The organism is Ruegeria sp. AB6, from assembly GCF_056542685.1.
Window position 1 is genome coordinate 141,602 of record NZ_JBQGAD010000007.1, and the last position, 25,964, is coordinate 167,565.

Below are 25,964 nucleotides of genomic sequence, written 5' to 3' on the forward strand. Positions count from 1 at the left end.
CCATGGAACGCAGCTTTGTTGCCAAAAACCCCTCGGTACTGGTCTTTCTGGCCATCCTGTCCCTGTTCACTTTGGGCGTCACCGTCCTGTCCGAAGGGTTCGGGATCGGCGTGATCTCGACCAGTTTCGTCAAGACGCTGGGCAAAACCCTGTGCCTTTGCCTGATTGCCGTAGCAATGGATCTGGTCTGGGGCTTCACCGGCATCCTTTCTCTGGGCCATTTCGCCTTTTTCGGGCTGGGCGGCTACATGATCGGCATGTGGCTGATGTATGAACGCACGCGGCTGATCGTCGTCGAGTCACTGTCGCAAGCCGAAATCCCTCCGACGTCATCCGAGGTCGTGGACGCCATCGGCACGCAGATCTTCGGTGTGGTCGGGTCGTCCGAATTCCCGTTGATCTGGGCCTTCTCGGACAGCCTGTTCCTGCAACTGGCACTGGTGGTGCTGGTGCCGGGCCTTCTGGCGCTGATCTTTGGTTGGCTGGCGTTCCGCAGTCGGGTGACGGGCGTCTACCTGTCGATCCTGACCCAAGCGATGACTTTGGCACTGGCGCTGTACCTGTTTCAGAACGACAGTGGCTTGCGCGGCAACAATGGCCTGTCGGGCCTACAGAACCTGCCGGGTGTCACCGTCTCGCAGGACGTGGTGTCGATCTGGTTCCTTTGGGCCTCGGCACTGGCCTTGGGGCTGGGCTATTTGCTGGCGGCATGGGTGGTGTCGGGCAAGTTCGGCTCGGTCATTCGCGGCATCCGCGATAACGAGGCGCGGGTGCGGTTCCTCGGCTATTCGGTCGAGGTCTACAAGCTGGCCGTCTTCACTCTGACCGCCTGCATCGCCGCCATCGCGGGCGCACTCTATTATCCGCAGGCGGGCATTATCAACCCCGAGGAGATGGCCCCCATCGCCTCGATCTATCTGGCGGTATGGGTCGCCATCGGCGGGCGTGGTCGTCTGTATGGCGCCGTCATCGGCGCGGCATTTGTCAGCCTGCTCAGCACATGGTTCACCGGTGGGCAGGCTCCGGACATTCCGTTGGGGTTCTATACAATCAAATGGGTCGATTGGTGGCAGGTGCTGCTGGGCGTGTCTTTCGTGCTGGTCACGCTGTTCGCCCCGCAAGGGATCGGCGGGCTGTTCGACCTCTGGACCAATCGTCGCGCACCGCAGCGCCACGGTGCGGCCCTCGGGCCCGATGAAAGCGCATTGCGCGAAAAGGAGGCCACGGAATGAGCACTCTGCTAGAGGTCAGCGGCGTTTCCGTCACCTTCGACGGTTTCCGCGCAATCAACAACCTTTCGTTCCAGATCGGCAACGCGGAGTTGCGCGCTGTGATCGGACCAAACGGGGCAGGTAAAACGACTTTCATGGATATCGTCACCGGCAAAACCCGACCCGACGAAGGCCGCGTCATCTGGGGCGAGAAATCCGTTTCCCTACTGCGCATGAGTGAGGCCAAGATCGCGCAGGCCGGGATCGGGCGGAAGTTCCAGAAACCTACCGTGTTCGAAGACCAGAGCGTGCAGGAAAACCTGCTGATGGCGCTGAAGAACAAACGCGCATGGCTGGGTGTGCTGTTCTATCGCCCTTCAAAGGGTGATCTGGAGAAAGTCGAGGAACTGGCCGCCGAGATCGGCTTGAAGGACGAGTTGACCCGCAAATCGGGCGAACTCAGCCACGGGCAGAAGCAATGGCTAGAGATCGGTATGCTGCTGGCGCAGGAACCGCGCTTGCTGTTGGTCGATGAACCCGCCGCTGGGATGACACCGCAGGAACGCGAACACACCACCGATCTTCTGGTGCAGGCCGCGAAAACCCGCGCCGTGGTTGTGGTGGAGCATGATATGGAGTTTGTCCGCCGTCTGAACTGCAAGGTGACTGTGTTGCACGAGGGCTCGGTTCTGGCCGAAGGCTCTCTGGACCACGTGACATCAAATCAGGACGTCATTGACGTCTATCTGGGGCGCTAGGCGATGCTGAAACTGAACGATCTGACCCTGCACTACGGGCATTCGCAAATCCTGCACGGTGTTTCGATGCAAGCCGCGCAGGGTGAGGTGACCTGCGTGATGGGCACCAATGGTGTCGGAAAGACCAGCCTGATCAAGGCAATCTCGGGCACGCATCCCCGCTCTGGCGGTACGCTGGAGCTGAATGGTGAGGCCCTCCCGCCCTTTCCGGCGCATAAAATGGCGTGGAAGGGGGTGGCATACGTTCCCCAGGGGCGCGAGATCTTTCCCCTGCTGACTGTGCGCGAAAATCTGGAAACTGGCTTTGCTTGCCTGCCGTCCAGCGAACACTTTATCCCCGATGAGATTTTCGACTTGTTCCCGGTTCTCAAGAAAATGCAGAACCGCCGCGGAGGTGATCTGTCAGGTGGCCAGCAACAACAACTCGCCATCGCACGTGCCCTGATCACCAAACCCAGCCTGCTGTTGCTGGATGAACCTACCGAGGGTATTCAGCCCAACATCATCCAGCAGATCGGTGAGGTCATTCGCCATCTGCGCTCTAAAGGTGAGATGGCGATCGTTCTGGTCGAGCAGTATTTCGATTTCGCCTATGACCTCGCTGACCGCTTCGTTGTTCTGAGGCGCGGTGAGATTTTGATGCAAGGATCGCGGCAGGAGCTGTCGCGCGACCGGGTTCTGCAAGGCGTAACAGTGTAGAACACTCAATCCGCGAATTGGGGGCAAATGTGGCCGATCTGTGTCCTCAGATCGGCCATAGACGTGTTTGCGTGTGAAATAAGCGGGAATCACCGATCGAATCGCTGATTCAACGCAAGAGCAAGGTCACAAATCTGCCTTAAACGACAAAAAATTCCCGTTATACGGGAAAACCTTTTCGTTTGTGGGGAGGCTCTAAAGGTTCACGGCTGGTAAACATTCTATTAACGGGGATGCTGCCTGGTACCTCGTAAGCGTGCGGATTTCGCACTTGGTAAAACAGTCTGGAGTAAAAATTATGTCGAAAACTATTCGCAAGTTCTTTCTGAAGCTGCGTAAAGACGAGCGCGGTGCGACCCTGGTTGAATATGGTATCGCCCTGCTGGTTGCGATCGTTGCCGGTGGCGGTGTTCTGATCACCGTTGCGCAGAGCACCAGCTCGAACTTCACTGAAGCTAACGGTTCGATCACCAACCGTACTCCGTAAGTCTTCGGCAGTTGGGTCCAGCCAGAGGCTTGATCCCCGTTTGGTCGATGCTTCAAAACATACCTCGACTGGACGTTTTGAAAACTAGCCAAACAGCTAGAAACAAGCCAACTCTCCCGCATTATTAAGCGGGAGGGTTGGAGATCATGACTAAAAAATACGTCAGTGTGAATGCTGATTTGCTCAGTTCGATTGAAGATCGCCCATACCTGACAGCCAAAGCTAACTTCGGAAATTGGAGGGCAACATGCGCGTTAAATCTCTTTTAATGACTATCTTCGGTGTCGGCCTTGCTGGAGGCGCAGTTTTCTGGGCTCAGGACCAGCTGGCACGGAATCAAGCTGCTGCAGTAGACGCGAGCATCGTTCGGGTTGTTGCTGTTTCAGAAGACATCCCGTTTGGAAATCCGATTGAGAGCCATAAGCTGACCACAATTGAATGGCCGGCTGAATCTGTCCCAGTCGGTGTATTCACAAGCTTTGATGACGTACTGCCTGGGGCAGGCGGTGAGCCGCGCCGGGCCAAGCGTGCCCTTGCGCAAGGTGAGATTCTGCTTGCTTCAAAAGTTTCAGAATTCGGGGAAAAAGTTACCATCGTTCAGACGATCGGCGAAGGCAATCGCGCGATGGCAATTAATGTCAACGCACAGTCGGGCGTTGGTGGATTTGTCACACCGGGTGATTTCGTGGATGTTGTTCTTACACGCGGCACAGATGAATCGCTGCGTGCCTTGACCATCCTTCAAAATATCCGCGTCATTGGTGTTGACCAAAAGGCTGATGAAGAGATCGACCAGCCCGGTATCGCGCGGACCGTCACCGTTGAGGTGACGCCGGAACAAAGCCAGCGGCTGGCTTTGGCGCAAAAAGCCGGACAGCTTAGCCTGTCTTTGCGTTCACTGGATGAGACTGAAAATAAACCTCTTGAGGCCGTTCGCCTCAGCGACATCCTGCTGGAAAAATCACCAGTCGAAGACGGTGCCCCGCAACCTGTTGTGAAAGTGCGCCGCGGTATTTCGGATATTCAGGAAGAAAAAGTGACAATTACGGCAACCGACGACGAGGTGCCGGAAGTTGAAATCACAGCATCCGAAGAAGAGGTCCCGGTCACGGATACATCAAGCACCGTGAATTGATACCAGTCAGGGTCAGGGAGGGTTATCGATGACTTTTGTTTCCAAGTTCAAGAAAGAAGAAGACGGAACGATCCTGGTTTTTGTGGCACTTTGCCTGGCTATGATCCTCGGCTTCGCCGCCCTGACCTTTGACCTTGGCCGTATGGCCTCGACCCAGACCGACCTGCAGTCTTATGCCGACCATGTGGCCTTGGCCGCTGCGGGTGAGCTTGACGGCAATGCCGACGCAATTACCCGCGCTCGTACAGCCGCCGAGAACATGATCGCGGATCGCCAGTTCTTTGCCGATGGCGATCAGACGCTGGACTCGGCTGCCGATTTCAGCCTGCGCTTTCTGACCGGTTTGCCGGACCCTGCTGTCGACCCAGACGATGATGACGCGGTAGATGGTTTTTTGACCAGCGATGCGCGTGAAGCCATCATGGTCGAGGTGCAAGCAACGCCGCGAACCGTTTTCCTGCCTTTTGCCCGTGGTTTAGCGACGTTGTTGGGTGCTGCGGTTCCCAATGAACAAGTCGGAGCGACAGCGATTGCTGGGTATACAGGATTTGCCTGCGACGTGACCCCCTTGATGTTTTGCATTCCGGGCGGCTGGACGGCTAACGCAAATGTCGGTCAGGCTATCCAGTTGCGTACCGGTGGCAACGACTCGGCCTGGGGTCCTGGAAACTTCGGCTTTCTTGACCCTCAAGATATTGGGATCAATCCCAACGGCCCCTGTGCGGGTTTGAATGGATCAAGCCTTTATATCTGTCTTATCGCCGCCGAGGGCAACTTGACTAAGTGTGTGTCGCAGCGTGGGGTGGACACGGAACCGGGGCAACGGAACGGTATTGGTTCGGCCATCTATAACTCTCGTTTTGATTTATTCCTCGCAACGATGAACAGCTTGCGGAATGATCCGGCCTATGCCCCTGGTCCTCAAGTTATTGCTGGGTGGGAGAATCCGACCGGCCAGTGCTTGAAAAACAATCCAACGATTTCAGATGACACCATGCCGTTCCCGCGCGACGACTGTTTTGATGCCGGAAACTGCGCCACATTGGTGCCCGAAGGTGCCGGCCGCTTCGGTGATGGGGACTGGGATGATGGGAGAGCCGCCTATTTGGCGACGAACTATGGTACTGGAACAGACCCTTTAAACCCGCTGCAACCGCATCCGCTGATTGCTGATGGGACCATAAGCTTGCCTACCGGCAACACGCGCTACCAGATGTATCTGGATGAGATTACCAAGTTCGCTGGCCGTGACATTCTTGAGGGACGCAGTGAAACTGGTCGTCGGCAATGTGCGAGCACAACGAACCCTGACCCTGATCGCCGCACATTCATCGCCGCCGCTATCGATTGCGATGCCAATCCAGTTGTAGGTCGCGCCGTAGACGTGCCGGTGCAGGAATTCGTAAAAGTCTTTCTTATTCAGCCACTAGAGCAAACCTCGGGAACTGATTTCGATATCTACGTCGAAGTGGTCGAACAGGTCGGTGGTGCTGGTGTTGGCATCGACGAAGGTATCTTCCGCGATGTCGTGAGGTTGTACCGGTGAAACGTTTGCTGTCCCATATCACTCGCTTCAAGCGCTGCGAATCCGGTGCCCCAATGGTTGAATTCGCCATGGTCATGCCCTTGATCCTGCTGTTTCTGGCCGTGATTATTGAAGGCGGCCGGATCACCTGGATCCATCAGGTGACTTCGGCAGGGGTGCGTGATGCTTCGCGCATGATTGCCCGAATTGCACCGCTGGATCTGTGCGCGGCTGGCACAGTCGGAACCTATGACGCGCTGGCAACGGACATTGTTCAGAACCAGCTGGGCGGGTCGACGGTCATCCCCGGCGGCGCGACAATTGTGGACGTAACACCAACCTGCATTTCGCGTTCTGGAACCTATCGGCTTGATCCGACCTCGGTTGTGGAGGTTACGGCCGATGTGCGCATTGATCTGATATTTGGCGGAATTTTTGACTTCTTTGGAGACGGGATTGGCCCGCTGAATATCCAAATCGCGGATCAAAGCAGGGTGTATGGCGTATGAACCGAGTTCCACATATCCTACAAGCCGTTGCCCGCAATCAGCGTGGTGCCGCTTTGGTCGAGCTGGCAATCGTTATACCGTTGTTTCTGTTCCTGATTTTCGGGGTCGTTGACTACGGACGTCTGTACTGGTCGACAACAGCGGCGCAAAAAGCGATGCACACGGCCGCCCGTTTGGCGACGGTGGGTCCGCCGCAATGCGGGGCGCTGCCTGCAACACATACTCTTTCCGGCGGTGCTCCTGCAAATACAAGATTTGGTGCTCTGTGCCGCAACGGCGGCATCTGCGCCGTGCCCAACCTGCCTGCGCCCTGCACGCTGGATACCTCAACCCCATACGGCGCGCGCATCTGGAACCAGATCGGTCCGCTGCTGCCGCCCGGTACAGGCCCACAGAACGTTCAGTTCACCTATTCGCATGATACCCGTCTGGGTTTCCTGGGTGGCCCCTATACCCCGGTTGTGACGGCCGATCTGATCAATGTCGATTTCAATTTCGTAATGCCGCTGGCTGGTCTGGCTGCGTTGGCCTCGGGCAATCCGGCGGTCACGTCCAATACCCCGAACAGTATTTCCCTTCCCGCGATGAGCACTTCGGTTCCTGCCGAAGACCTGGCTGTCGGGGCGGTAGAGTAAGGAGTAAGATAATGAATTCCAAGCAGATTTCAGTGTTTTTGATTTCGCCCGATGAAGAGATTTACTCGGCTATCGAAGGGTCTCTGGCGGATCAGGAGAATTGCAGCTTTACTGGTCGGAAAGAAACGGTGTCCGGCGTCAATGGAAAGGCCGCAAACCTTGCGTCTTTGCATGATGTTGTCCTGTTCGATGTCGAAGATGACGCCGATGGTGCGTTGAAGACGGCGCAGAATATCTGCGATGCGCGGATGCCAAACGCCATCATCATCGCACTGGCCCCCGAAGATCTGCCGCTGGAAAAGGCGCGGCAGCTCACGAAGCTGGGCGTGGACGAGGTTTTGCCCCGCAAAGCCATCAATGAAGAAATCGTGCCGCAGGTGGATGCAATCCGAAACCGCCGTCAGGCGCAACTGCCCACCGTTTGGAGTGGACATGCAACGCTCGGCAAAGTGATCGCGGTTGCCAAGTCGCGTGGCGGCGTCGGCTCTTCGCTGGTGGCCGCGAATATGGCCAACGAGTTGCAGGCCAAAGAGGGTTTCTTCAAGAAGAAAGCGACCAACGAGGTTGCGGTTGTGGATCTGGATTTCCAGTTCGGCTCGATCGCGGCACTGATGGATGTGGAAGAAAGCGACGCGATGTGGCGCATGGCGATGGATGAAAGCATCCCCGACGGTGCGTTTCTGGAACAGGCTATGGTCAAGGCACCCTGCGGTGTTGACGTTCTGGCTGCACCCTCGCGCTACGGCCCGCTGTCAGCCATTCAGGAAGACCAGATCACGGCAATTCTGGATAACCTGAAGCGGACTCATGACTATGTGGTCGTCGATCTGCCGCGGGCCCTGGTGGAATGGATCACTCCGGTGCTGACACAGGCCGACAGGCTGTATCTGGTCACGGATGTCGCCGTCCCTTCGGTGCGGTCGGCCCGCAAACTGATGGATTTCTATCAAAGCGAGAACCCCGCCATCGATATCCAACTTGTGGCGAGCCTTGAAAAGAAACCTCTGTTGCCCGCAGCCCATCACCGCGCAGCGGCGAAGTTGCTGGAACAGGATTTTGCCCATTGGGTGCCCAAGGATGACCGCACGGTTCGTGAATCCGTGGACCGGGGCATCCCGTTGCAAGATGTTTCCAACCGTGCGCCGGCAACGCGGGCAATCAAAAAACTGGCCGATGATGCGCGCGCTGCTATGCCGCCGCGTGTTAACAACTCGTAATCGCATATCCGCAGACGTGAAGTGAAAAGTAGTAAAGGTTAAGAACATGTTTCGTGAATTTGACAGGACAGGTCGCACAACTTCGAACACCGCTAAGGTCGTTCCGCTGGATACGAAGCAGGTTTCTGATAAAGCTTCGGATAACGTTGTGTTTGAAGCCGAGAAATTGGCGACCAAGCGTGCCAGAGAGATGGACCGCATCGACCTGAAAGCGCGGATGCACAATTCGCTGCTGGACAAGCTGAACCTGGCGGTGATCGACAAGGTTGAAGAAGATACGCTGCGCGGTGAGATCGGCAAACATGCCACCGAACTGTTGCGCCACGAAGGCCGCGCCATGCGCAGCGAAGAGGTCAAGCAACTGGTCGAAGAGCTAATGCATGAGGTTCTGGGCCTTGGCCCGCTCGAGCCATTGCTTGCCGACCCGACGATCAACGATATCCTCGTCAACGGCCATCAACAGATTTTCGTGGAACGCTCTGGTATTCTTGAGAAAACCTCGGCCCGGTTCCGGGATGAGCGTCATCTTCTGCGCATCATCGACAAGATCGTCAGCCGCGTAGGTCGCCGCATCGACGAACGTCAGCCTTGGGTGGACGCGCGTCTTGAGGATGGCAGCCGTGTGAACGCGATCATTCGGCCCTGTGCGTTGGACGGCCCGGCCCTGTCCATCCGTAAGTTTGCCCGCGTACCGCTGACCATGCAGCGCCTTGTGAACAATGGCGCGCTGAATGAAAGTGCTGCGGCGCTGCTGCAAGGGCTGGTCGAAGCCAAGATGAACATTCTGATCTCGGGCGGTACCGGGTCCGGTAAAACGACGATGCTGAACGCTCTTTCGACTTATATTGGTGGAAACGAGCGGATCGTGACCATCGAAGACGCCGCTGAATTGCAACTGCAACAGGAACATGTGCTGCGCATGGAAACTCGCCCTGCTGGTTTGGATGGAACCGGTGCTGTTGCGCAGCGTGATCTGGTTCGAAATGCGCTGCGGATGCGTCCCGATCGTATCGTGGTGGGCGAGGTACGTGGTTCTGAAGCGTTCGACATGTTGCAGGCCATGAACACCGGCCATGATGGCTCGATGACGACGGTTCACGCCAACAGCCCGCGCGACGCGCTGTCGCGTGTAGAGCAGATGGTTCAGATGGGTGGTATGGAACTGCCGCACTCGGCCATCCGCGCGACCATCGCGTCGGCCATCCACTTCGTGTTGCAGCTCAACCGTCTGTCCGACGGGACCCGCCGCGTCACTTCGATCGCAGAAGTGACCGGTATGGAAGGTGAGATCGTCACCATGCAGGATATCTTTGTCTTCAAACGCGAAGGCAAGGACGAGAACGGTAAGGTTAAGGGGCGCTTCAAACCAACGGGCATCCGCCCGAAATCAAGCGATGCGCTGGCCGCTGCGGGTATCGATCTGTCCTCGATCCAGTTCAATTAAGGGAGGACTGGCAAAATGGAACAGCTTCGCGCATTTATCGAGAACCTGGACCTCAGCGCAATTGTTGGTCCGGAAATGGAAGTCGCCGGATTTGATGTTCGGTTCGTGCTGGCCTTGGCCATCTTTGTTGGTGCATTGATCGCATTCGAAGGGATCCGGCAGTTTGCCCGTCGTGGTGAAAACCGGGACGAGGCGATCAATCGCCGTATCCAAATGCTGAACGAAGGCAAGACGGGGGAGGATGTCCTCAATCTGCTCAAACCTCAGGAGGCGCGTCCGTTCCTGCGCAACTTCCCCTTTGTGGGGGACTTGCCCGCCGCCTTAAAAGCAGCTGGCCTGAACATGGTGCCCGAGATGTTTCTGCTCGGGTGCGGTGTTGCCTTCCTAATCTGTGCCATAGGCGGCTCGACAATTGCGAACCCGTTACAGGTTGTAGCAATTTCCGCTTTTGTCTTCCTGATCGCCCCCTTGATGCTTTTGGGAGCGACCTTGAACCAGCGTAAGGCGAATCTGCTGAAACAGTTGCCGGATGCACTGGATCTGATGTCTCGGGGCTTGAAGGTTGGGCATCCTTTGAACACCACCTTGCAAAGTGTGGCCGAAGAAATGCCGGATCCGATTGGAACTGAATTTGGATTGGTTGTCGATCAGGTTGCCTTTGGCGAAGAATTGACGACGGCCATGAAAAGCATGGCGGATCGAATCGATGAGGAAGACGTCCGGTACCTGGCCGTTGCGCTGATGATGCAGCACGGTTCAGGCGGTGATCTTGCCGGCATTCTGCGGACCCTGGCCCGCGTGATCCGTGCACGACTTTCGTTGCGTCGTAAGATCAAGGCCATTTCTGCCGAAGGACGCATGACCGCCTATATCTTGTCCGCTATCCCGGTCGCAATTGCGGTATTCATGACGATCCTGACCCCATCTTACTATGGCGACGTTATGGACGCTCCAGCATTTTGGCCCGTCATGGGAGCCATTGCAGTGGCAATCGTCCTGAACGCCATCGTCATGTTCAGACTCGTGAATTTCCGGATATAAGGAGGATTTACGATGGAATTCATAAATTCTTTGCTTCAAAACAACATTGTTTTACAGATCCTGATTTTCGGCCTGGTTCTGATTGGCGCGGTTGTAGCCTTCTTCGGTATCTCATCCTCGTTGAGCGAACGGTCGACCGCAGCTGAGCGGATGCTGCCCAGTCGCCCACGTCAAAATCTGGCGCGCGCGAATATCGATCGAGGGGAAGACCCCGAGCCGACTGGCTTGAGCGCAGCGCTGATCCCGGCGGACGCCAGTGTTCGTTTCGAAGTTGGTCAGGTTCTGGCGCAATCCGGTTTCCGTGGCAAGAACGCGATCGCCGGCTACTATATGATCCGTCTGGGTCTGGCGACGTCTCTACCGTTGCTCTTTATCCTGCTGTTGAACTGGCAGCCGCCGACCAGATTTGGCGCGTCCATTTCAGAATATATGTCCGGCCTGGACCTGATCGCGATACTTCGCAACGTTGCATTGCTGTGCGGGCTGGGATTTTTTGGCCCACACTACTGGATGAACGCGCGCATCAAGGAGCGCCGTCGCAAGATGGAAAATGCGTTCCCGAACATGCTGGATCTTCTGCAGATCGGGGTTGAGGCTGGGATGGGCTTTGATCAGGCGTTGCTGAAAGTAGCCGTAGAGATGCAGTTGGTCTCTCCCGAGATGTCCGAAGAGATTTTGATTGCGCTCAGCGAAATTCAAGCTGGCCGCGACCGGGACACCGCATTGATGCGTATGGCCCGTCGGACTGGGATTGAGGAAATGAGCTCATTTGTGAGTGTCGTTCTGCAATCGACCCGCTTTGGTGTGCCGTTGGCTTCGGCTTTGACGACTTACGCCAACGAAATGCGGGAGTTGCGCGAGCTGCGAGCGCAGGAATTGGCCAACAAATTGCCGGTAAAGATGTCAGCGGTTATGGCATTCCTCATGCTGCCAGCGATTGCGGGTTTGATCCTTGCACCGATTTTCATCCGCTATGCTGAAGCGTTTGGGAACTAAACGTTGAAAACCGACATCGCAATCATGGCCAAGCCTGACGCCCCTATGGCGATGCCCATCGGAAACTCTCGTGATTGCGCTGTCGACTCGAATTTGGGGGACAAACGCTTGGCGTAGCGCCGAAAGAGGGACATCCCGATCAAACCCAGAGCCATGGCCGCGGAAAATACAATCATGTATGTGGGCACGACGCTTGGGGGCATGGCCAAAAAAATGACTGGCAACATCTTTGCGTCCCCTCCACCCAGCCAGTTGATCGCAAATAGCCCCAGGCAGATAAGAAAACACGCCCCGCCGACTAGCAAACGGATCAGCAATTCGTTCCAGTCCAGGAAAGGGGCGGCGACAACGCATAGTGCTAGGCCAATTAAGCAGTATAGGTTCGGGATACGAAGTTGGGTGAAATCGGTCCATGCGATCGCCACGAACAGCGGGGCGAACAGCCAAAGCGAGATCCAGTTTTGCCAGTCTAGTTGTGGCATTAAGCCCTTGCTTGATGCTGCTTCCCATGCAGAGCTTCACGCTCTTCAACGGATACTAGCCGACGGGCCAGCATATGGAAGTTGTCCAGACCTGTTTTGGAATAGATATGCTTGAGGTGTGTCCTGACAGTAGCAGCGCCAATGTCCAACTCGGCGCCAATAGCCTGCGAGGACAATCCTCGAGATACCAGTACACAGACCCGCCACTCAGCCCGCGTCAGGCCAGTCGGGTTGTCGGTGCTGAGAATCGCAACGTTTTCCGTGCTACTTTTCCGAATGGTCGCAACCGACTGGCGCGACAGCGCTTCGGTTACCAGACCGGGACGGCGACTTTGGAATGTTTCGGACAATTGGGGTGCAATTTGTTCAATTGCCTCTTTGAAACCCGGTTCCGGGTTGCGCCCGAAATGCAGCTCTAAGAAGTCAATCTCACCGCCCTGGTGATCAAGACAGACAAACAGAATGTCCGAAAGGCTGCGATGTGAAATCCACTCGGTCAGGACGGGGGAAAGATCGCTCGGGTCTTCGCCATCTTCAACCAGACTAAAGACCGAGGCCCGCTTGGGCATATTGCGAAACGGCCCCAACGCGTCATTCGCGAAAGACAGGAATAGAGGACGGCAATGGGCAGGATCTCGGGTGTCAGCCCTGGCGGCAACGCGATGAGAACCCTTGTTCAGCCACAGACGGCTGATTACGGCGCATTCGGCGCCAAATGCTTCGGCAATACCATTCAGCGCTGCGTCCAATACAAGACCGCCCTGACTCCAATGAATGAAATTGATGATCGCTCTGGCATGTTGCGCGTTTGGCAGCCACGCACCGCTATGAGCTTTCCCCCCAATCATGAGTTACCGTTCCACACTGGTTAAAACAACTTACTGGCTAATGGCACGAATTGTATTTTCGCCTCAACCGATTCTTCAATAGTCCAAAAATCCTACCAATCGTACATGAACCGAAAATTAACAATACATAAATCCTGACTGTGCATCTAATCATGTGTCTTATTGGTCGTAAGTCGGAGACAAACGGTTGTAAAGTATCGAAATGTGTCTTTAGAAGCCTCAAACAGAGACGCGTTCTATGCCCAGATATGGCGGCTCTCGCGTTAAAATTTGAACAAAATGGTTGCCGTGGCGTCGTTTCTCAAAGCGAAAGGCAGTTGGCACAAACCTTGATATTCTCAATGGAAATAGAGAGATAGCTGCGCTCCAGTCAGAGAACCCTGCTGACCTGGTGTGTTGTCATTGACGAGAGAGTGTTTCGAGGGCAGCTCGATGCTTTGAAACTGTTTTCTTGCACAACCCTGCGATGCCCCTCAGTTTCGGCTGTGACTGGATAGGTTTGATGGCATGACACGGGGAATGGAAAGAGTGGATGAGTAACAAATCTGTCACACGTCGCTACACGCTGACCGGTGGAGTCGTAGCGAGCACCGGCCTTGCGTTGCCTATGATATTTCCCGCCTCGTCCTCTGCTGCTTTCACGAATGCAACAAACGGAAGCACGGTTACGTTTGGCTTCAATGCGGCTTTGTCAGGACACTTCTCGGAGGAAGGAAATGACCAATTGCGCGGGCAGAAACTGGCCGTCGAGCATCTTAGTGGCCAAGGAGATGGCGGGTGCCTGAACACTTTTTCCTCGCGGGCTCTGTCCGGGAATGGTGTTTTGGGCAAGAAAGTTACGTTTGTCGTGGCAGATTCAGAAGGCAAGGCGTCCAAGGCGCATTCTTCTGCCAAAGCAATGATAAATTCCGATGGCGCAGTGATGCTGAATGGCGGGTCGACGTCGGGCGAGGCCATTGCGGTTCAGAACTTATGCCAAGACGCGGGCGTGATCTTCATGGCTGGCCTGGCCCATGCAAATGACCTCACGGGTAAGGAGAAGAAAGCCAATGGTTTCCGCAATTACTTCAATGCTTATATGACGGGTGCCGCCCTTGCTCCGGTTTTGGCGGCTGAGCTGGGCACGGACCGCCGTGCTTATCATCTAAGTGCTGACTACAATTGGGGCTGGTCCCAGGAAGAGGCGATTGTTGCCTCGACCGAAGCGTTGGGATGGCAAACAGTCAATCGGGTTAAAACCCCTCTGACATCGACGGAATTTACGACACATATCGCGCCGATTCTGAACTCAGGCGCGGATGTTCTGATCCTGAACCACTATGGTGCCAACTTAGAGGATTCGTTGGCCAGCGCGTTGCAATTCGGTTTGTTGGACAAGGTCGTGAATGGCAAGGATTTCAAGATTGTCGTCCCGGTACTTTCCGATCTCATGGCCGCGAAGGCGGGTGCGACTATCGAGGGCGTGCTGGGTTCGGTGAATTGGAGCTGGCAGCTTCAGAATAAAGGGACAAAGGCGTTCGTGTCGTCCTTTCAGGAAGCATATGGCTTCCCGCCTTCGATCGCTGCACAGACCGGCTATTCTCAGGTTTTGCTCTATGCCGATGCAGTCGAACGGGCGGGAACCTTCAACCCATGTGGTGTTGTCGAAGCTCTCGAAGATTTCGAGTTTGACGGTTTGGGTAATGGGCCAAGCTGGTACCGTGGTGCGGATCACCAGTGTTTCAAAGACGTACTTGTTGTGCAGGGACGTGATAGCCCGACCGACCCTTATGACAGGCTGGAAGTCGTCGATGTTACCCCAAGGGCGCAGGTCGAATATGACCCTCAGCATCCGATGTTTTCTGGTGGCCAGTTAGGAAAGTGCAATCCGGGCGCATAATTGACGCACAAGAATTTTCGACGAAAATTCTCTGTCTCGCCGAATACGGGAAACCCCCAATATCTTCGGAGGGCGCGGGCGGTTAACTCTAGTTCATCCAAGGTTACACCGAGGACAATCCACTTCCCCGGATGAGGGGCTGGCTACTTTCCCCCTCGGCCGGCCCTTCATTTTCGGGTCAGGCTGTTTCTTCCAACATCGTCAGCGACGCCCTCACCGCTGGCGGCAATTCTATCGCTTGGTCATAGCTGAGCATGTGGGGGATCTCGTCAATCGATGATTTGCGATAGCCTTTCGTGAATAGCAGGAATGGAACCTTTGCGCGTTGCGCTGTTTCCGCATCGACCTCGCTGTCGCCGATGAACAAGCGCGGACCGGTTTGAGGGATCGCGTCAAAGCTGGCGTGCAGATGGGCGGGGTCGGGTTTGCGGGTGTTCAGCGTATCGCCGCCGAAAACGGTATCGAAAAATTGCGACAGCCCTAGCGCGTCCAGGATGTGGCGAGCCGGGGCCTCGGGCTTGTTGGTGCAGATGCCAAGTACGCAGCCCATTTGCTGCAATTGGGCCAAAGCCTCCGGTACGCCCGGGTAGACAACGGTCTGCGCACTGGAGGCCGCCCCGTAGTAGTCCAGAGTTCGTTTGGCCAATTCGCTGTGGCGGTCTAGCGGTATGTCGCAGTGACCCATCACACGCTCAACCAGTTTCGGCAGGCCGTTGCCCACGAATTTCTGGATGATCTCCTGCGGCAGCGCGGGTTTGCCTTCGTCGCCCAGCATCCGGTTCGCCGCTGCGGCGATATCGGGCAAGCTGTCAATCAGCGTACCATCCAGGTCGAACATCAGCGTTGCGGTCATTGAAACCTCGGTCGTTGAAATTGTTCAGTCAGACCTAGCCTTTTCGCAATTTCAGCGCAATTCCACACTCTTGGTTGCAGCGTATAGATTGCCGCTTGACATACCTGAGTAAAATAATCAGATTATCCAGCAAGACACACAGCCAACCCGGAATCGGGTCAGCCATCCCAAAAAATGAGAACAGATATCGGCCTTTCGCCCGTGACCCTCTGGAGTTGACCTGATGAATGCGCAGAACCCGAACCCGACGCAATCCTACCCCGTATCGATGCTGCCGGCACACAAGGCCGAAGAGCTGACCAAAGGCGGGAACCTTGCTCATATCGCGTTGGGTGACCAGCTTTACACCCTGCGCATTACACGCGCGGGCAAGCTGATCCTGACTAAATGACCGCCTCGTTATCACGCGGAGGGGCGGCGGTTGGAAAGCTGTCCGATCTCAGCCCGATCGAGGCCAGCGCGGTCCTGTACCTGCGGCTTTGGGGCGACGCCACGGCGCGCAAAGACATCGCCTGCAAGATCGGGGTCGACCTTGGCACCGAACCTGAAGCTGTTGCAATGATGACCATTGATCGACTGTGTGCGCTCTGTGCGCATCACGGGCGACGCCCTTTGATCCGTCATCAGGTTGGGTGTTCCTGTCTTGGCGCGGATGAGAACTGTTTTGCGCAGATGATCGCTGCGGCCTCGGAAGGGGCGCGCGAGGACGCGATGATGATGGCGACGCTGATTGTCCGGCCGGACTTTGCCCCCGCACTTACCGCCTTGTCCGAAGAGCTGGGTCTGGCGCTGCGCCGGATGACCGCGCCGCAACCTCTGCCCTCAACCGGGCATCTATCCCCCTCGGCCGCGTTGCATTGACAGCGAAGCCGATCCAGACCTCTGGTCATATCTGGCCAGAGGTCTGATCGTTCAGCAGCACCCGCAGCCGGCATGGTGGTGATCATGATCACATGTTGGGGCAGGGGCATAGTCGCCCACCTCGGCCAAAACATTCCCCAATGCCCACAGGATCATGTCAACGTCCACGGCCTCGATTGTCAGAGGCGGTCGGATTTTGAGGATATTGTCTTTGGGCCCTTCGCTGCCGATTAGAATGCGATGATCGCGCATCCGGTTCTTGACGTATTTGCAGATCTCGGTGCCCTCGGAGCCGTCTGGGTTGATCAACTCGACCCCCAGAAACAGGCCCATGCCCCGCACATCGCCGACACAACCGAAATCGGCCTCGATCCTGCGTAACCCGTTCATCAGCCGTCCGCCCATCACGCGGGCGTTGTCCTGCAGCCTCTCGTCATCGATGATGTCCAGCACCTCTTTCCCGATCCGGCAAGACAAGGTCGATCCGCCGAAGGTCGAGAAGAACTCGATCCCGTTGTCAAAGCTTTGTGCGATTTCCCTGGTCGTGACCAACACGCCCAAGGGGTGCCCGTTACCGATCGGTTTGCCCATCACCACGATATCGGGCAGCGCGCCCTGGTGCTCAAAGCCAAAGTAGTACTCACCCAGACGCCCCAGTCCGGTCTGCACCTCATCGGCGATACACACCCCTCCGGCGGCGCGGATTTTTTCGTAGACTGCGGGCAGATATCCTATGGGAGGGATGATCTGACCCCCGACCGAGGGGAAGGTCTCGGCGATGAAACCGGCGATGCCGTGGCCCTTGTCCTGCAAAGCGGCAATCGCAGGGTCCACAAAATTCGCGAATTTTGTGGCGCGGTCGGGATCGTCGCGCTTGAATGATCCGCGATAATCGTCGGCCACCTCGACCAGTTCGACCCAATCCGCCTGACCCACGCCATCAGGCTTTTTGAACTTATAGGCCGAGATCGCAACCGCCGCATTCGTATTGCCATGATAGCCGTGATCGGGCGTCACGATCCCCTTGGCCCCGGTATGGGCGCGGGCCAGCCGCAGGGCCAGTTCGTTCGCCTCGGTGCCGGAGTTCACAAAGAAACAGACTTCAAGGTGATCAGGTAATTTCGACAGCACCTTATCGGCAAATTCGGTCTGCGCCGGGTGCAGATAGCGCGTGTTCGAGTTCATGCGCCGCAACTGATCCGCCGCCACCGCCTGAATGCGCGGATGCGCGTGGCCCACATGGGGGACGTTGTTATAGGCGTCCAGATAAGGCCGCCCCCATTCATCGAACAGATGGTGCTTCCAACCACGCACCAGCATGACTGGATCGTCATAGGTCAGGCTGAGATTGCCGCCAAAATGATCCAGCCGCCCCTGCAGGATCGCCTGCTTGTCGGTCGGTTGATAGAACACCTTTTCATCAGGCAGGTTCAGCAGGGCCGCCGGGTTCGGGCAAACCGCGTGCCACAGTTCCATCTCATCGGGATCACCGACACCGGGCCAGTTGCTTTGCATTCCGTCCGTGGTCATCGCCAGCTGGAAATGCACATGCGGGGCCCAGCCGCCGTTCTGTGTGGCATCCCCCAGCTGCGCGAACGCCGCGCCCTGTGCAACCGGATCACCGGGTTTCAGTCGATCACAAACCTCGGGGTCCAGATGACCATAGAGCGTATAGAACGCATCCCCTTCGGGCGTTTCATGATGCAGGATCACCACGCCGCCATAATCCAAGTGCGCGTCACGGTTCTCGACCGCCTCAACCCGCCCGCTGACCGGAGCATGCAACACGGTGCCCGCCAGGGCAAAGACGTCTACCGCCAGATGCACCGTGCGCCGGTCCGAGGCCTTCCACGGCCCCTTGCGGAACCCGGGTTCGGCATAGATCAGGCGCGGCTCGTTATAGTAGCCCAGCCACTGGCCTTCGCCATATTCCTCACCTACGCGCGCGGCCTCGGCCAAGGACATGTGGAACGGGTTTTGCGGCCAGACGCAGTTTTCAACCGACAGCGACCCCATCGGCACGTCACTCAGATCCTGTCCGAACATCGGGGCGAACTGCCCTCGATGTTCGGTTAGGTAAGCGTGGACCCGTTCGGCCCCATCGGTCACAGGCAACCCGCAGGCCACGCGCAACCGCGCGCCCATCAAGCCGCCATTGACCGTATCATTTTCCAGAAACCGCCAGGCAGGGGCCTGGCTAATTGTCACATAGGGATCATCTGGGTTCTTAATTGCCATCAAGGTCGAGTTTACAACCGACACCGCCAACCGCATCCGCAACAGCGGCCAGATCAGATCAACCTCATCTGCCCGCAATCGATTGGCCGCATGATACCCTCGTACCAAAGCGGCCAGCGCTCTCTCCGGCTGTGGGTGGTCTAGAACGATATAGGCCCCAGCGATCGCCAGATCACAAACCCGGGGTGCCGCGCACATGTCCCCAAGATCAATTAAGCCCGCGATAGATTGGCGCTGCCCCAATTCTCCTTCAACCAAAATATTGTAGTCATTGGCATCGTTGTGGATGGCTTGTCTCGGAAGGTCGTTCAAAGTCTCCCGGACAGTGTCGAACTCTGCGCAAATGTCGGACAATAACGCGTGGCGCGCGGCGTCACTGATCGTATCCAGATGATCCGCAATCCAACTGGCTTGCATAAGGTCCCATTTGAAACCCGCGCGATGCAAACCCTCGTGATCGAACCGCTCAAGCGCTCGGTCGGTCGCTCCCAGAACTCGGCCCAGTTTCAGGATCAACTCCTCGGATTTAGGCGCGGCGTTGGCGTAACTCGAACCCGGCAGACATTCGAGCAGCCACACCAGCCGGGGGTTTTCGTCCTGATCCGTAATCTGGGGCAATAGCCTCCCATTCAAATCGCTAAACACCTTGGGAAACGGGAGTCCGGGCGCTTCCGAGGCCAGATGCTCCAACGCTTTGATCTGCAAGTCCACCAGCTCGGCCTCACATCCTGGCCGCATAACCTTCAGAACATAATCCTGCCCATTGGTCGCCCGCGCCAGGAAGTTCAGATCATATTCGCCATCCAGCCGGGTCAGCTTGGCGTCCAACCCCCAATGCGTCCGCAACGCGGCCGCCCAGAACACAGTTATGTCGTCCATTCAAAACCTCGGCCCGCGCAAAACGGGATCCTCTTCATCTGGTCAAAAATATCCTCGGGGGGAGTCGCGCCTCGGCGCGATGGGGGGCAGACCGCCCCCCTTTCCCGATCACCCCAAAGCGCGCAACCGCTTGATCAGCGAGGACGTATCCCACCGTCCCCCGCCCAGTTTCTGCACATCCTTGTAGAACTGATCGACCAAGGCTGTCACCGGCAGCGAGGCTCCGGTCTCATCCGCGGTATCAAGGCAAATCCCCAAATCCTTGCGCATCCAGTCGACAGCAAAACCATGGTCGAAATGATCGTCCAGCATCGTCTCATAGCGATTGGCCATCTGCCAGCTGCCGGCCGCCCCCTGGCTGATCACTTCAACAACCGATCGCCCGTCCAACCCGGCCTTTTCCGCGAAATGCAGCGCCTCGCTCAGACCTTGCACCAATCCGGCAATGGCAATCTGGTTGCACATCTTGGTCATCTGACCTGCGCCGCTTTCGCCGATACGGCGACAGATTTTGGAATAGACCTGCATCACCGGTTCTGCCGCATCATAAGCCGCCTGATCTGCGCCGCACATGATCGACAAGACCCCATTCTCAGCCCCCGCCTGACCGCCTGAGATCGGAGCATCAACAAACGCAATACCTGCGGCTTTTCCGGCTTCGTAAAGCTCACGCGTGACTTTGGCGGATACGGTTGTGTGATCAACAAATATCGACCCTTCGGACATGCCGTGAAACGCGCCGTCCGGGCCATTACAGACCATAAGCAGATCGTCGTCATTGCCGACGCAGGCCATGACAAAGGCCGCCCCCTCAGCGGCTTCGCGTGGTGTCGCCGCCATCGAGCCACCATGCTGGGCGACCCAAGCCTCAGCTTTGGCTGTGGTGCGATTATAAACGGTGACGTCGTGACCGGCGGCTTGCAGATGGCCGGCCATCGGATAGCCCATTACACCTAAACCCAAAAACGCGACTTTTGCCATGTGGAGATCCTCTCTGCTGTCCGATACCCACCTAGCGCAGCAGATCGGAATGTTTAGCAGAGACAAAGCAAAGCTGCGCGAAAAGGGCAACCCTGCGCTATGGTTTGCCACCCAAATCTTGCAGGATCGGACAATCTGGACGGTCGTCCCCGGCACAGGCCTCTACCAGATGACCCAGCGTATCCCGCATGGCGTTCAGATCGGCGATCTTGGCCTCGATCTGCGCAAGATGTGCCCGGGCGACCTTTTTGACATCCGCGCTGGCGCGGGTTTCGTCCTCATAAAGTGCCATCAGGGTTCGGCAGTCTTCGATGGTGAACCCTAAGGCGCGAGCGCGGCCCAGAAAGTTCAGCTTGTGCACGTCCTGGCTGCGAAATACCCGATACCCGTTGTCGTCCCGCAGCGGTTTGACTAGCCCGATGTCTTCATAGTACCGGATCGTTTTGGCGGGCAGGCCCGTCTGGGTCGACACGTCTCCGATATTCATGAGGTCACCGCCTGAGTTTGGTGTTTCATGTCCCGTTCGGGCAGGCTGGCCCGCACCCGTCGCAAGCGCAGGGCGTTGGTGACGACAAAGACGCTGGACAAGGCCATCGCTCCTGCTGCCAAAGCCGGGGACAGTAGCGGTCCGCCAAGGGGATACAAAGCGCCCGCCGCCACCGGGATCAAAAGGGTGTTGTACCCGAACGCCCAACCCAGGTTCTGACGGATGTTGCGCATCGTCCGGCGGCTGATCTCAACGGCATTGGCCACACCGCGCAGATCGCCGGACATCAGCACGACATCGGCGGTTTCAATCGCCACATCCGTGCCGGTTCCAATCGCCACGCCGGTGTCGGCAGCGGCCAGCGCAGGGGCGTCGTTGATACCATCGCCCACAAAGGCCAGCGCGCCAAATTGGTCGCGTAGAGCATTGATCGCCTGCAACTTGCCATCGGGCAGCACCTCGGCGGTCACGTGGTCGATGCCCAGCTTATCGGCCAGCGCCTGCGCTGTGCGGGCGTTGTCCCCCGTGACCATGGCAAGTGTCAGGCCCATCGCGTGCAGCCTGTCCAGAGCCTCAATCGTGCCGGGTTTGACCGGGTCCGACACCGTCAGCAAAGCCGCAGCCTGACCGTCAATCGCCACAAACAAAGGCGTGGCCCCTGCGGCGGCGCGCTGATCTGCCTCGGACGTCAGGCCCGACAGATCCACGCCGTTTCGGTACATCAGACGGGGGGAACCGATCACCACCTCGCGCCCTTCAACTACGGCCCGGACGCCCAGCCCGGTCTGCGATGTGAATCCTGTTGGCTGCGGCAAGTCCGCAGGTCCGGCGCGCGTGATGGCGGTGGCGACGGGGTGCTCGGACCGCGATTCCACCGCAGCGGCCTGGCGCAACACGTCGTCGCGATCGAACCCGTTGACGGTGGTGATACTTTCCAGCTCGGGCCGGCCCATAGTGAGAGTACCGGTCTTGTCCAAGGCCACAACTTTGGCCTGTTGCAACTGTTGCAGCGCGTCGCCTTTGCGGAACAGAACACCCAACTCAGCCGCGCGCCCGGTGCCGACCATGATCGAAGTTGGCGTCGCCAGACCCATCGCGCAGGGGCAGGCAATGATCAGGACCGAAACCCCCGTGACCAGCGCCATCGGCAGGGCAGGTGCTGGTCCGAAGATCAGCCAGATCGCAATGGTCAACAGTGCAACAGCCAGCACGGCAGGCACAAACCACGCGGTAATCTTGTCGACCAGCCCCTGAATTGGCAGCTTGGCCCCCTGCGCCTGTTCAACCATCCGGATGACCTGTGCCAGAACCGTATCGGCCCCGACCCGCGCCGCACGCACGCGCATTGCGCCGGTGCCGTTAACCGTACCGCCCACCACCTGATCGTAGGGGGCTTTGCCAACCGGAACGGGCTCGCCGCTGATCATGCTTTCATCGACATAGGACGTGCCGTCCAGCACCACGGCATCTACCGGAACCCGTTCGCCCGGGCGGATTTGCAGGATATCGCCCACCATAATCTGGGAGATCGGGCGGTCCAGGGTGGTATCGCCATGTTCCACGCGCGCGGTTTTAGGCTGCAGGCCCACCAGCTTGCGGATCGCGGCGCCGGTGCGGCCCTTGGCCCGCGCCTCCATCGCCCGGCCCAGAAGGATGAGGACAACGATGACCGAGGCAGCCTCGAAATACACATTCGCGCTGCCTTGCGGTAATAGGCCCGGCGCGAAGGTAGCGATGATCGAGTACAGATACGCCGCGCCCGTACCCATTGCCACCAGCGCATTCATATCCGGTGCGCGCCGCAGCAGCGACGGAATGCCCTTGGCATAAAACACCCGGCCCGGTCCGACCAGCAAGGCCGAGGTCAGGGCGAATTGGATCAGGTAGCTGGCTTGCATTCCGATGGTCTGATGCACCCAATGATGAAAGGCGGGGATCATATGTCCGCCCATTTCAAGGACAAATACGGGCAAGGCCAGCGCTGCCGCGATCAGAGTCGTGCGGGTCAGTGCCGTGGCCTCATGTACCTTGTCGGCGGGGGCCTCGTCTGTTTGGGCGATATGCGCCGGATAACCTGCATCGCCCGCCAGTTTCGCAAGCGCGGCAGGGTTTGTCGCGCCCTCGACATAGCGGATCGTTGCGCTTTCGGTGGCCAGGTTCACATCCGCCGCGATCACGGCGGGGTCGGCGCGCAATACACGCTCGACCCGGCCCACGCATGAGGCGCAGCTCATCTGGTCGACTTTCATGGTGACATTGGCGATTGCAGCCGGATAACCCGCAGCCTCCAGCGCTTGCGTTACATCGCTGACGGGGCCGTCATAAGCGACCTGCGCGGCCCCGGTTGCGAAATTCACCGTTGCCTCGGACACGCCCGCGACGCCTTGCAAGGCCGCTTCCACGCGCCCCACGCAGGATGCGCAGCCCATTCCTGTGATGTTCAACCGGGTTTCATGTGCGGAGGTCATCCGACTCATCCTGATCTGCTGTTGCCCTCTAAATGGGGGTTCCAGTCACGGGAAGGTCAAGGGTTTATGCCGCATACCCGCCATGCATTGTGGCTCAGCGCTGGGGCAAGGCTTGCAACAACAGAGAGTTATACTGCGCAGGCGGCGCTGCGCGCACCGCTTCGGGCGAGGCAAAAAAGCCCAGCATCAGGACCGATACGCAAGCCAGCAGGCCCAAAAGGCACAGGCCGGTGAGGTTGAGTGTCGTGCGTAGCATTGACAGTTTTTCCATTCCTAAACTCACTGAGACCTTACGGGTCGGTTCAAGATCTTTGTGCCAGCTCTTGCCTTAATTTTTCGTTCTCGGCCTGAAGCTGCGCCAGTTGCTGGCCAAGTGTATTCAAATGCGGGCGCAATTCGGCCTCGGTGAAGCGCGGCGTGATGTGGCGGGGGCAGTTCCAGTCCAGCCCCTCCACCCGGATGATCGCAGCGCGTTCGGCTGGTGCTTCGGCCCCATCGGGATAGAGGCTGGCGGCGGCGGCTTCGCCCTCGGTGAACTCTACCCGACCCAGTATTTTCAACCGGCGTTGGTTGGCGTAGTCCATCAAGATCATGGCAACCCGGTCATTCCCGTCCAGATTCCCGCGCGAGATATATTGCTTGTTGCCCGAAAAATCAGCGTATCCGATGGTAGTGGGCCCCAGCACGCGCAGAAACCCAATCGGCCCGCCACGATACTGCACATAGGGCCAGCCGGTCTCGGAAACGGTGGATTGATAGAACCCGTCCCGAGCCTCGATAAAGGCTTTTTCCGCCGGACCAATCTGGTGCCCTTGCTGCGGCCCGTCTTCGATGAATTTGGCATAGGTCCTTGCTGATCCCATCCGTTCCTGATGGGCCAGAACCGCCGGGGTGAAGGTCAATTCGGAAAAGGCGCGGGGCATGAGCGATCCTTTCTACAGGCCCAGATCAGACAGGCCGGGGTGATCTTCGGGCCGTGGGCCTTGGGGCCAGTGGAACAACCGGTCTTCCTCGGCAATCGGCAGGTCATTCAGCGAGGCATGACGTTTGGCCATCCGGCCATCTTCGGCAAATTCCCAATTCTCATTGCCGTAAGACCGGAACCATTGGCCGCTGTCGTCGTGCCATTCATACGCATAGCGCACAGCAATCCGGTTGCCGGAAAAGGCCCAGAGTTCCTTGATCAGACGGTAGTCCAGTTCTTTGTTCCATTTGCGGGTCAGGAAGGCATGGATGTCTTCGTGTCCCGATAGGAATTCAGCGCGGTTTCGCCATTGGCTGTCCTCGGTATAGGCGGGGGTCACCAAATCGGGATCACGGCTGTTCCAGCCATTTTCAGCCATGCGCACTTTTTGTGTGGCAGTTTCCAGGGTGAAGGGGGGCAGAGGGGGTCGGCTCATAACTTGATCTTTCAGGTCAGTGCGGCGGCAAGCATCGCAAGGGTCAACAGGAACGGGACGTACTGAGGGGAAAACGGGCTGGTGCGGCGTTTCATTGTCAAGCTCCTAAGTTTACTGATCGGTACATTTTGAGGTGAATGTGTACTGATCGGTAAACTTTTGCAAGTCTCAAAGTGAAAAAACTTTGCGACTGACGTTAAATCGCTTTCTTTTCAAAGCTGTTGACTTTGGATTTCGTGTAACCTTGTCGCGGGGCGCGGCTGCAATTATGTACTGATCAGTACACTCAGGAGCCGAATCATGCGACCGAACAAACGAGATGAACTGGTTCGCAACGCCTTGCAGGTTTTCTACCGGGACGGGTTTCACGCCACTGGTATGGACAAGCTGGTGGCGGAAACGGGCGTCTCGAAAACCTCGATGTACAAACACTTCCGGACTAAGGAAGAGTTGATCGTCGCGGCCCTGCAGCTGAGGGACGAGAACTTTCGCACCTGGTTTTATCAGCGGATCGACGCGCTGGGCCAAACGCCGGGGCAAAAGCTGTTGGCCAGTTTCGATGCACTGGCTGAATGGTTTCAGGAAGACGGATATCGCGGCTGCATGTTCATCAAGGCAGGGGCTGAATATCAGGATAAGGATCACCCGATCCACGTTCAGGCGGCCGAGCACAAGCGCCTGTTGTTGGAGTATTTCACCGACTTGGCCCGCGCCGCCGGTGCGGCTGATCCCGAAAAGCTGGGCTGTCAGATATTGATCCTGAAAGAAGGTGCTATCGTGTCCGCTGTGTTGTTGAAAAGCTGCGACCCGGCGCGTGATGCTAAAGACGCGGCGCTGACTCTATTGGAAAGCGCGCTGCCCGGGTGGGAAAAAGCCTGAAAGACGTTGCGTTGCGGCGTCTTTTGGCGCATTGGATTGCAGCGAGACGAAG

Annotated in this window: 26 protein-coding genes; 16 read left to right on the top strand and 10 right to left on the bottom strand. The window is 57.4% G+C overall.

What is annotated here, in order from left to right; translation table 11 throughout:
- Window positions 1-2: 2 nt before the first annotated feature.
- From urtC to ACR0DB_RS15370, 12 genes are all read left to right on the top strand, one after another.
- Entirely contained in the window at window positions 3-1,232 is a 1,230-nt protein-coding gene (gene urtC, locus ACR0DB_RS15315) for an urea ABC transporter permease subunit UrtC (protein ID WP_170773790.1), read from the top strand.
- Window positions 1,229-1,969 (top strand): urea ABC transporter ATP-binding protein UrtD, encoded by a 741-nt coding sequence (gene urtD, locus ACR0DB_RS15320; RefSeq protein ID WP_480552002.1) that lies wholly within the window; start codon window positions 1,229-1,231, stop codon window positions 1,967-1,969. Before urtC ends, urtD begins: the two co-directional genes overlap by 4 nt.
- A 3-nt stretch (window positions 1,970-1,972) precedes the next feature.
- Complete coding sequence (gene urtE / locus ACR0DB_RS15325; RefSeq protein ID WP_480552003.1) at window positions 1,973-2,668, top strand: urea ABC transporter ATP-binding subunit UrtE; 696 nt, start codon at window positions 1,973-1,975, stop codon at window positions 2,666-2,668.
- Window positions 2,669-2,966: 298 nt separating this feature from the next.
- Complete coding sequence (locus tag ACR0DB_RS15330; protein WP_170773795.1) at window positions 2,967-3,155, top strand: Flp family type IVb pilin; 189 nt, start codon at window positions 2,967-2,969, stop codon at window positions 3,153-3,155.
- Window positions 3,156-3,402: 247 nt separating this feature from the next.
- Window positions 3,403-4,290, top strand: a complete 888-nt coding sequence (gene cpaB, locus ACR0DB_RS15335; protein WP_480552004.1) for a Flp pilus assembly protein CpaB — start codon at window positions 3,403-3,405, stop codon at window positions 4,288-4,290.
- A gap of 28 nt (window positions 4,291-4,318) precedes the next feature.
- Window positions 4,319-5,836: a pilus assembly protein TadG-related protein gene (locus tag ACR0DB_RS15340; protein WP_480552005.1), complete on the top strand. Its 1,518-nt coding sequence runs from the start codon at window positions 4,319-4,321 to the stop codon at window positions 5,834-5,836.
- Window positions 5,833-6,324, top strand: a complete 492-nt coding sequence (locus tag ACR0DB_RS15345; RefSeq protein ID WP_170773802.1) for a TadE/TadG family type IV pilus assembly protein — start codon at window positions 5,833-5,835, stop codon at window positions 6,322-6,324. The genes ACR0DB_RS15340 and ACR0DB_RS15345 overlap by 4 nt, the downstream gene beginning before the upstream one ends.
- Complete coding sequence (locus ACR0DB_RS15350; protein WP_480552006.1) at window positions 6,321-6,959, top strand: TadE/TadG family type IV pilus assembly protein; 639 nt, start codon at window positions 6,321-6,323, stop codon at window positions 6,957-6,959. The genes ACR0DB_RS15345 and ACR0DB_RS15350 overlap by 4 nt, the downstream gene beginning before the upstream one ends.
- 11 nt (window positions 6,960-6,970) lie before the next feature.
- Complete coding sequence (locus ACR0DB_RS15355; protein WP_170773806.1) at window positions 6,971-8,176, top strand: CpaE/TadZ family protein; 1,206 nt, start codon at window positions 6,971-6,973, stop codon at window positions 8,174-8,176.
- A gap of 46 nt (window positions 8,177-8,222) precedes the next feature.
- Window positions 8,223-9,620 carry a TadA family conjugal transfer-associated ATPase gene (locus tag ACR0DB_RS15360; RefSeq protein WP_170790699.1) on the top strand — a complete coding sequence of 466 codons (1,398 nt, stop codon included), beginning with the start codon at window positions 8,223-8,225 and terminating at the stop codon, window positions 9,618-9,620.
- Window positions 9,621-9,635: 15 nt separating this feature from the next.
- Window positions 9,636-10,661: a type II secretion system F family protein gene (locus ACR0DB_RS15365; RefSeq protein ID WP_170790701.1), complete on the top strand. Its 1,026-nt coding sequence runs from the start codon at window positions 9,636-9,638 to the stop codon at window positions 10,659-10,661.
- 12 nt (window positions 10,662-10,673) lie between these two features.
- Complete coding sequence (locus tag ACR0DB_RS15370; RefSeq protein WP_170773813.1) at window positions 10,674-11,657, top strand: type II secretion system F family protein; 984 nt, start codon at window positions 10,674-10,676, stop codon at window positions 11,655-11,657.
- Here ACR0DB_RS15370 and ACR0DB_RS15375 read toward each other — a convergent pair.
- A complete protein-coding gene (locus ACR0DB_RS15375) occupies window positions 11,654-12,139 on the bottom strand; it encodes an A24 family peptidase (protein ID WP_480552007.1) in 486 nt (161 codons plus the stop codon). The genes ACR0DB_RS15370 and ACR0DB_RS15375 overlap by 4 nt on opposite strands.
- On the bottom strand, window positions 12,139-12,987 hold the full coding sequence (locus tag ACR0DB_RS15380) for a response regulator transcription factor (RefSeq protein ID WP_170773817.1): 849 nt from the start codon (window positions 12,985-12,987) through the stop codon (window positions 12,139-12,141). The genes ACR0DB_RS15375 and ACR0DB_RS15380 overlap by 1 nt, the downstream gene beginning before the upstream one ends.
- Window positions 12,988-13,519: 532 nt before the next feature.
- On the opposite strand from ACR0DB_RS15380, the gene ACR0DB_RS15385 reads away from it, so the two are divergent.
- Window positions 13,520-14,866 carry an ABC transporter substrate-binding protein gene (locus tag ACR0DB_RS15385; RefSeq protein ID WP_480552008.1) on the top strand — a complete coding sequence of 449 codons (1,347 nt, stop codon included), beginning with the start codon at window positions 13,520-13,522 and terminating at the stop codon, window positions 14,864-14,866.
- A 178-nt stretch (window positions 14,867-15,044) separates the two neighbouring features.
- On the opposite strand, the gene gph is transcribed toward ACR0DB_RS15385, so the two are convergent.
- Window positions 15,045-15,719 (bottom strand): phosphoglycolate phosphatase, encoded by a 675-nt coding sequence (gph, locus tag ACR0DB_RS15390; RefSeq protein ID WP_480505076.1) that lies wholly within the window; start codon window positions 15,717-15,719, stop codon window positions 15,045-15,047.
- 223 nt (window positions 15,720-15,942) lie between these two features.
- Between gph and hemP the strand changes: the two genes are divergently transcribed.
- Both hemP and ACR0DB_RS15400 read left to right on the top strand, forming a co-directional pair.
- On the top strand, window positions 15,943-16,110 hold the full coding sequence (gene hemP / locus ACR0DB_RS15395; protein WP_480552009.1) for a hemin uptake protein HemP: 168 nt from the start codon (window positions 15,943-15,945) through the stop codon (window positions 16,108-16,110).
- The gene (locus ACR0DB_RS15400) at window positions 16,107-16,580 is read left to right on the top strand and encodes a hypothetical protein (protein ID WP_480552010.1); all 474 of its coding nucleotides are present in this window, start codon (window positions 16,107-16,109) and stop codon (window positions 16,578-16,580) included. Before hemP ends, ACR0DB_RS15400 begins: the two co-directional genes overlap by 4 nt.
- Before the next feature lie 51 nt (window positions 16,581-16,631).
- Here the strand turns inward: ACR0DB_RS15400 and ACR0DB_RS15405 are convergent, their stop codons facing one another.
- From ACR0DB_RS15405 to ACR0DB_RS15435, 7 genes are all read right to left on the bottom strand, one after another.
- Window positions 16,632-19,697 carry an aminotransferase class III-fold pyridoxal phosphate-dependent enzyme gene (locus tag ACR0DB_RS15405; protein ID WP_480552011.1) on the bottom strand — a complete coding sequence of 1,022 codons (3,066 nt, stop codon included), beginning with the start codon at window positions 19,695-19,697 and terminating at the stop codon, window positions 16,632-16,634.
- A gap of 108 nt (window positions 19,698-19,805) precedes the next feature.
- Window positions 19,806-20,834 carry an NAD(P)-dependent oxidoreductase gene (locus ACR0DB_RS15410; protein ID WP_480552012.1) on the bottom strand — a complete coding sequence of 343 codons (1,029 nt, stop codon included), beginning with the start codon at window positions 20,832-20,834 and terminating at the stop codon, window positions 19,806-19,808.
- On the bottom strand, window positions 20,776-21,165 hold the full coding sequence (cueR, locus tag ACR0DB_RS15415) for a Cu(I)-responsive transcriptional regulator (RefSeq protein ID WP_170773831.1): 390 nt from the start codon (window positions 21,163-21,165) through the stop codon (window positions 20,776-20,778). Before cueR ends, ACR0DB_RS15410 begins: the two co-directional genes overlap by 59 nt.
- Window positions 21,162-23,633, bottom strand: a complete 2,472-nt coding sequence (locus tag ACR0DB_RS15420) for a heavy metal translocating P-type ATPase (protein ID WP_480552013.1) — start codon at window positions 23,631-23,633, stop codon at window positions 21,162-21,164. Before ACR0DB_RS15420 ends, cueR begins: the two co-directional genes overlap by 4 nt.
- 94 nt (window positions 23,634-23,727) lie before the next feature.
- Window positions 23,728-23,904: a hypothetical protein gene (locus ACR0DB_RS15425; protein ID WP_170773835.1), complete on the bottom strand. Its 177-nt coding sequence runs from the start codon at window positions 23,902-23,904 to the stop codon at window positions 23,728-23,730.
- A gap of 31 nt (window positions 23,905-23,935) precedes the next feature.
- Window positions 23,936-24,556 (bottom strand): pyridoxamine 5'-phosphate oxidase family protein, encoded by a 621-nt coding sequence (locus tag ACR0DB_RS15430; RefSeq protein ID WP_480552014.1) that lies wholly within the window; start codon window positions 24,554-24,556, stop codon window positions 23,936-23,938.
- 12 nt (window positions 24,557-24,568) lie between these two features.
- Entirely contained in the window at window positions 24,569-25,033 is a 465-nt protein-coding gene (locus ACR0DB_RS15435; RefSeq protein WP_480552015.1) for a nuclear transport factor 2 family protein, read from the bottom strand.
- A gap of 300 nt (window positions 25,034-25,333) precedes the next feature.
- On the opposite strand from ACR0DB_RS15435, the gene ACR0DB_RS15440 reads away from it, so the two are divergent.
- Window positions 25,334-25,912 (top strand): TetR/AcrR family transcriptional regulator, encoded by a 579-nt coding sequence (locus ACR0DB_RS15440; RefSeq protein WP_480552016.1) that lies wholly within the window; start codon window positions 25,334-25,336, stop codon window positions 25,910-25,912.
- Window positions 25,913-25,964 lie beyond the last annotated feature (52 nt).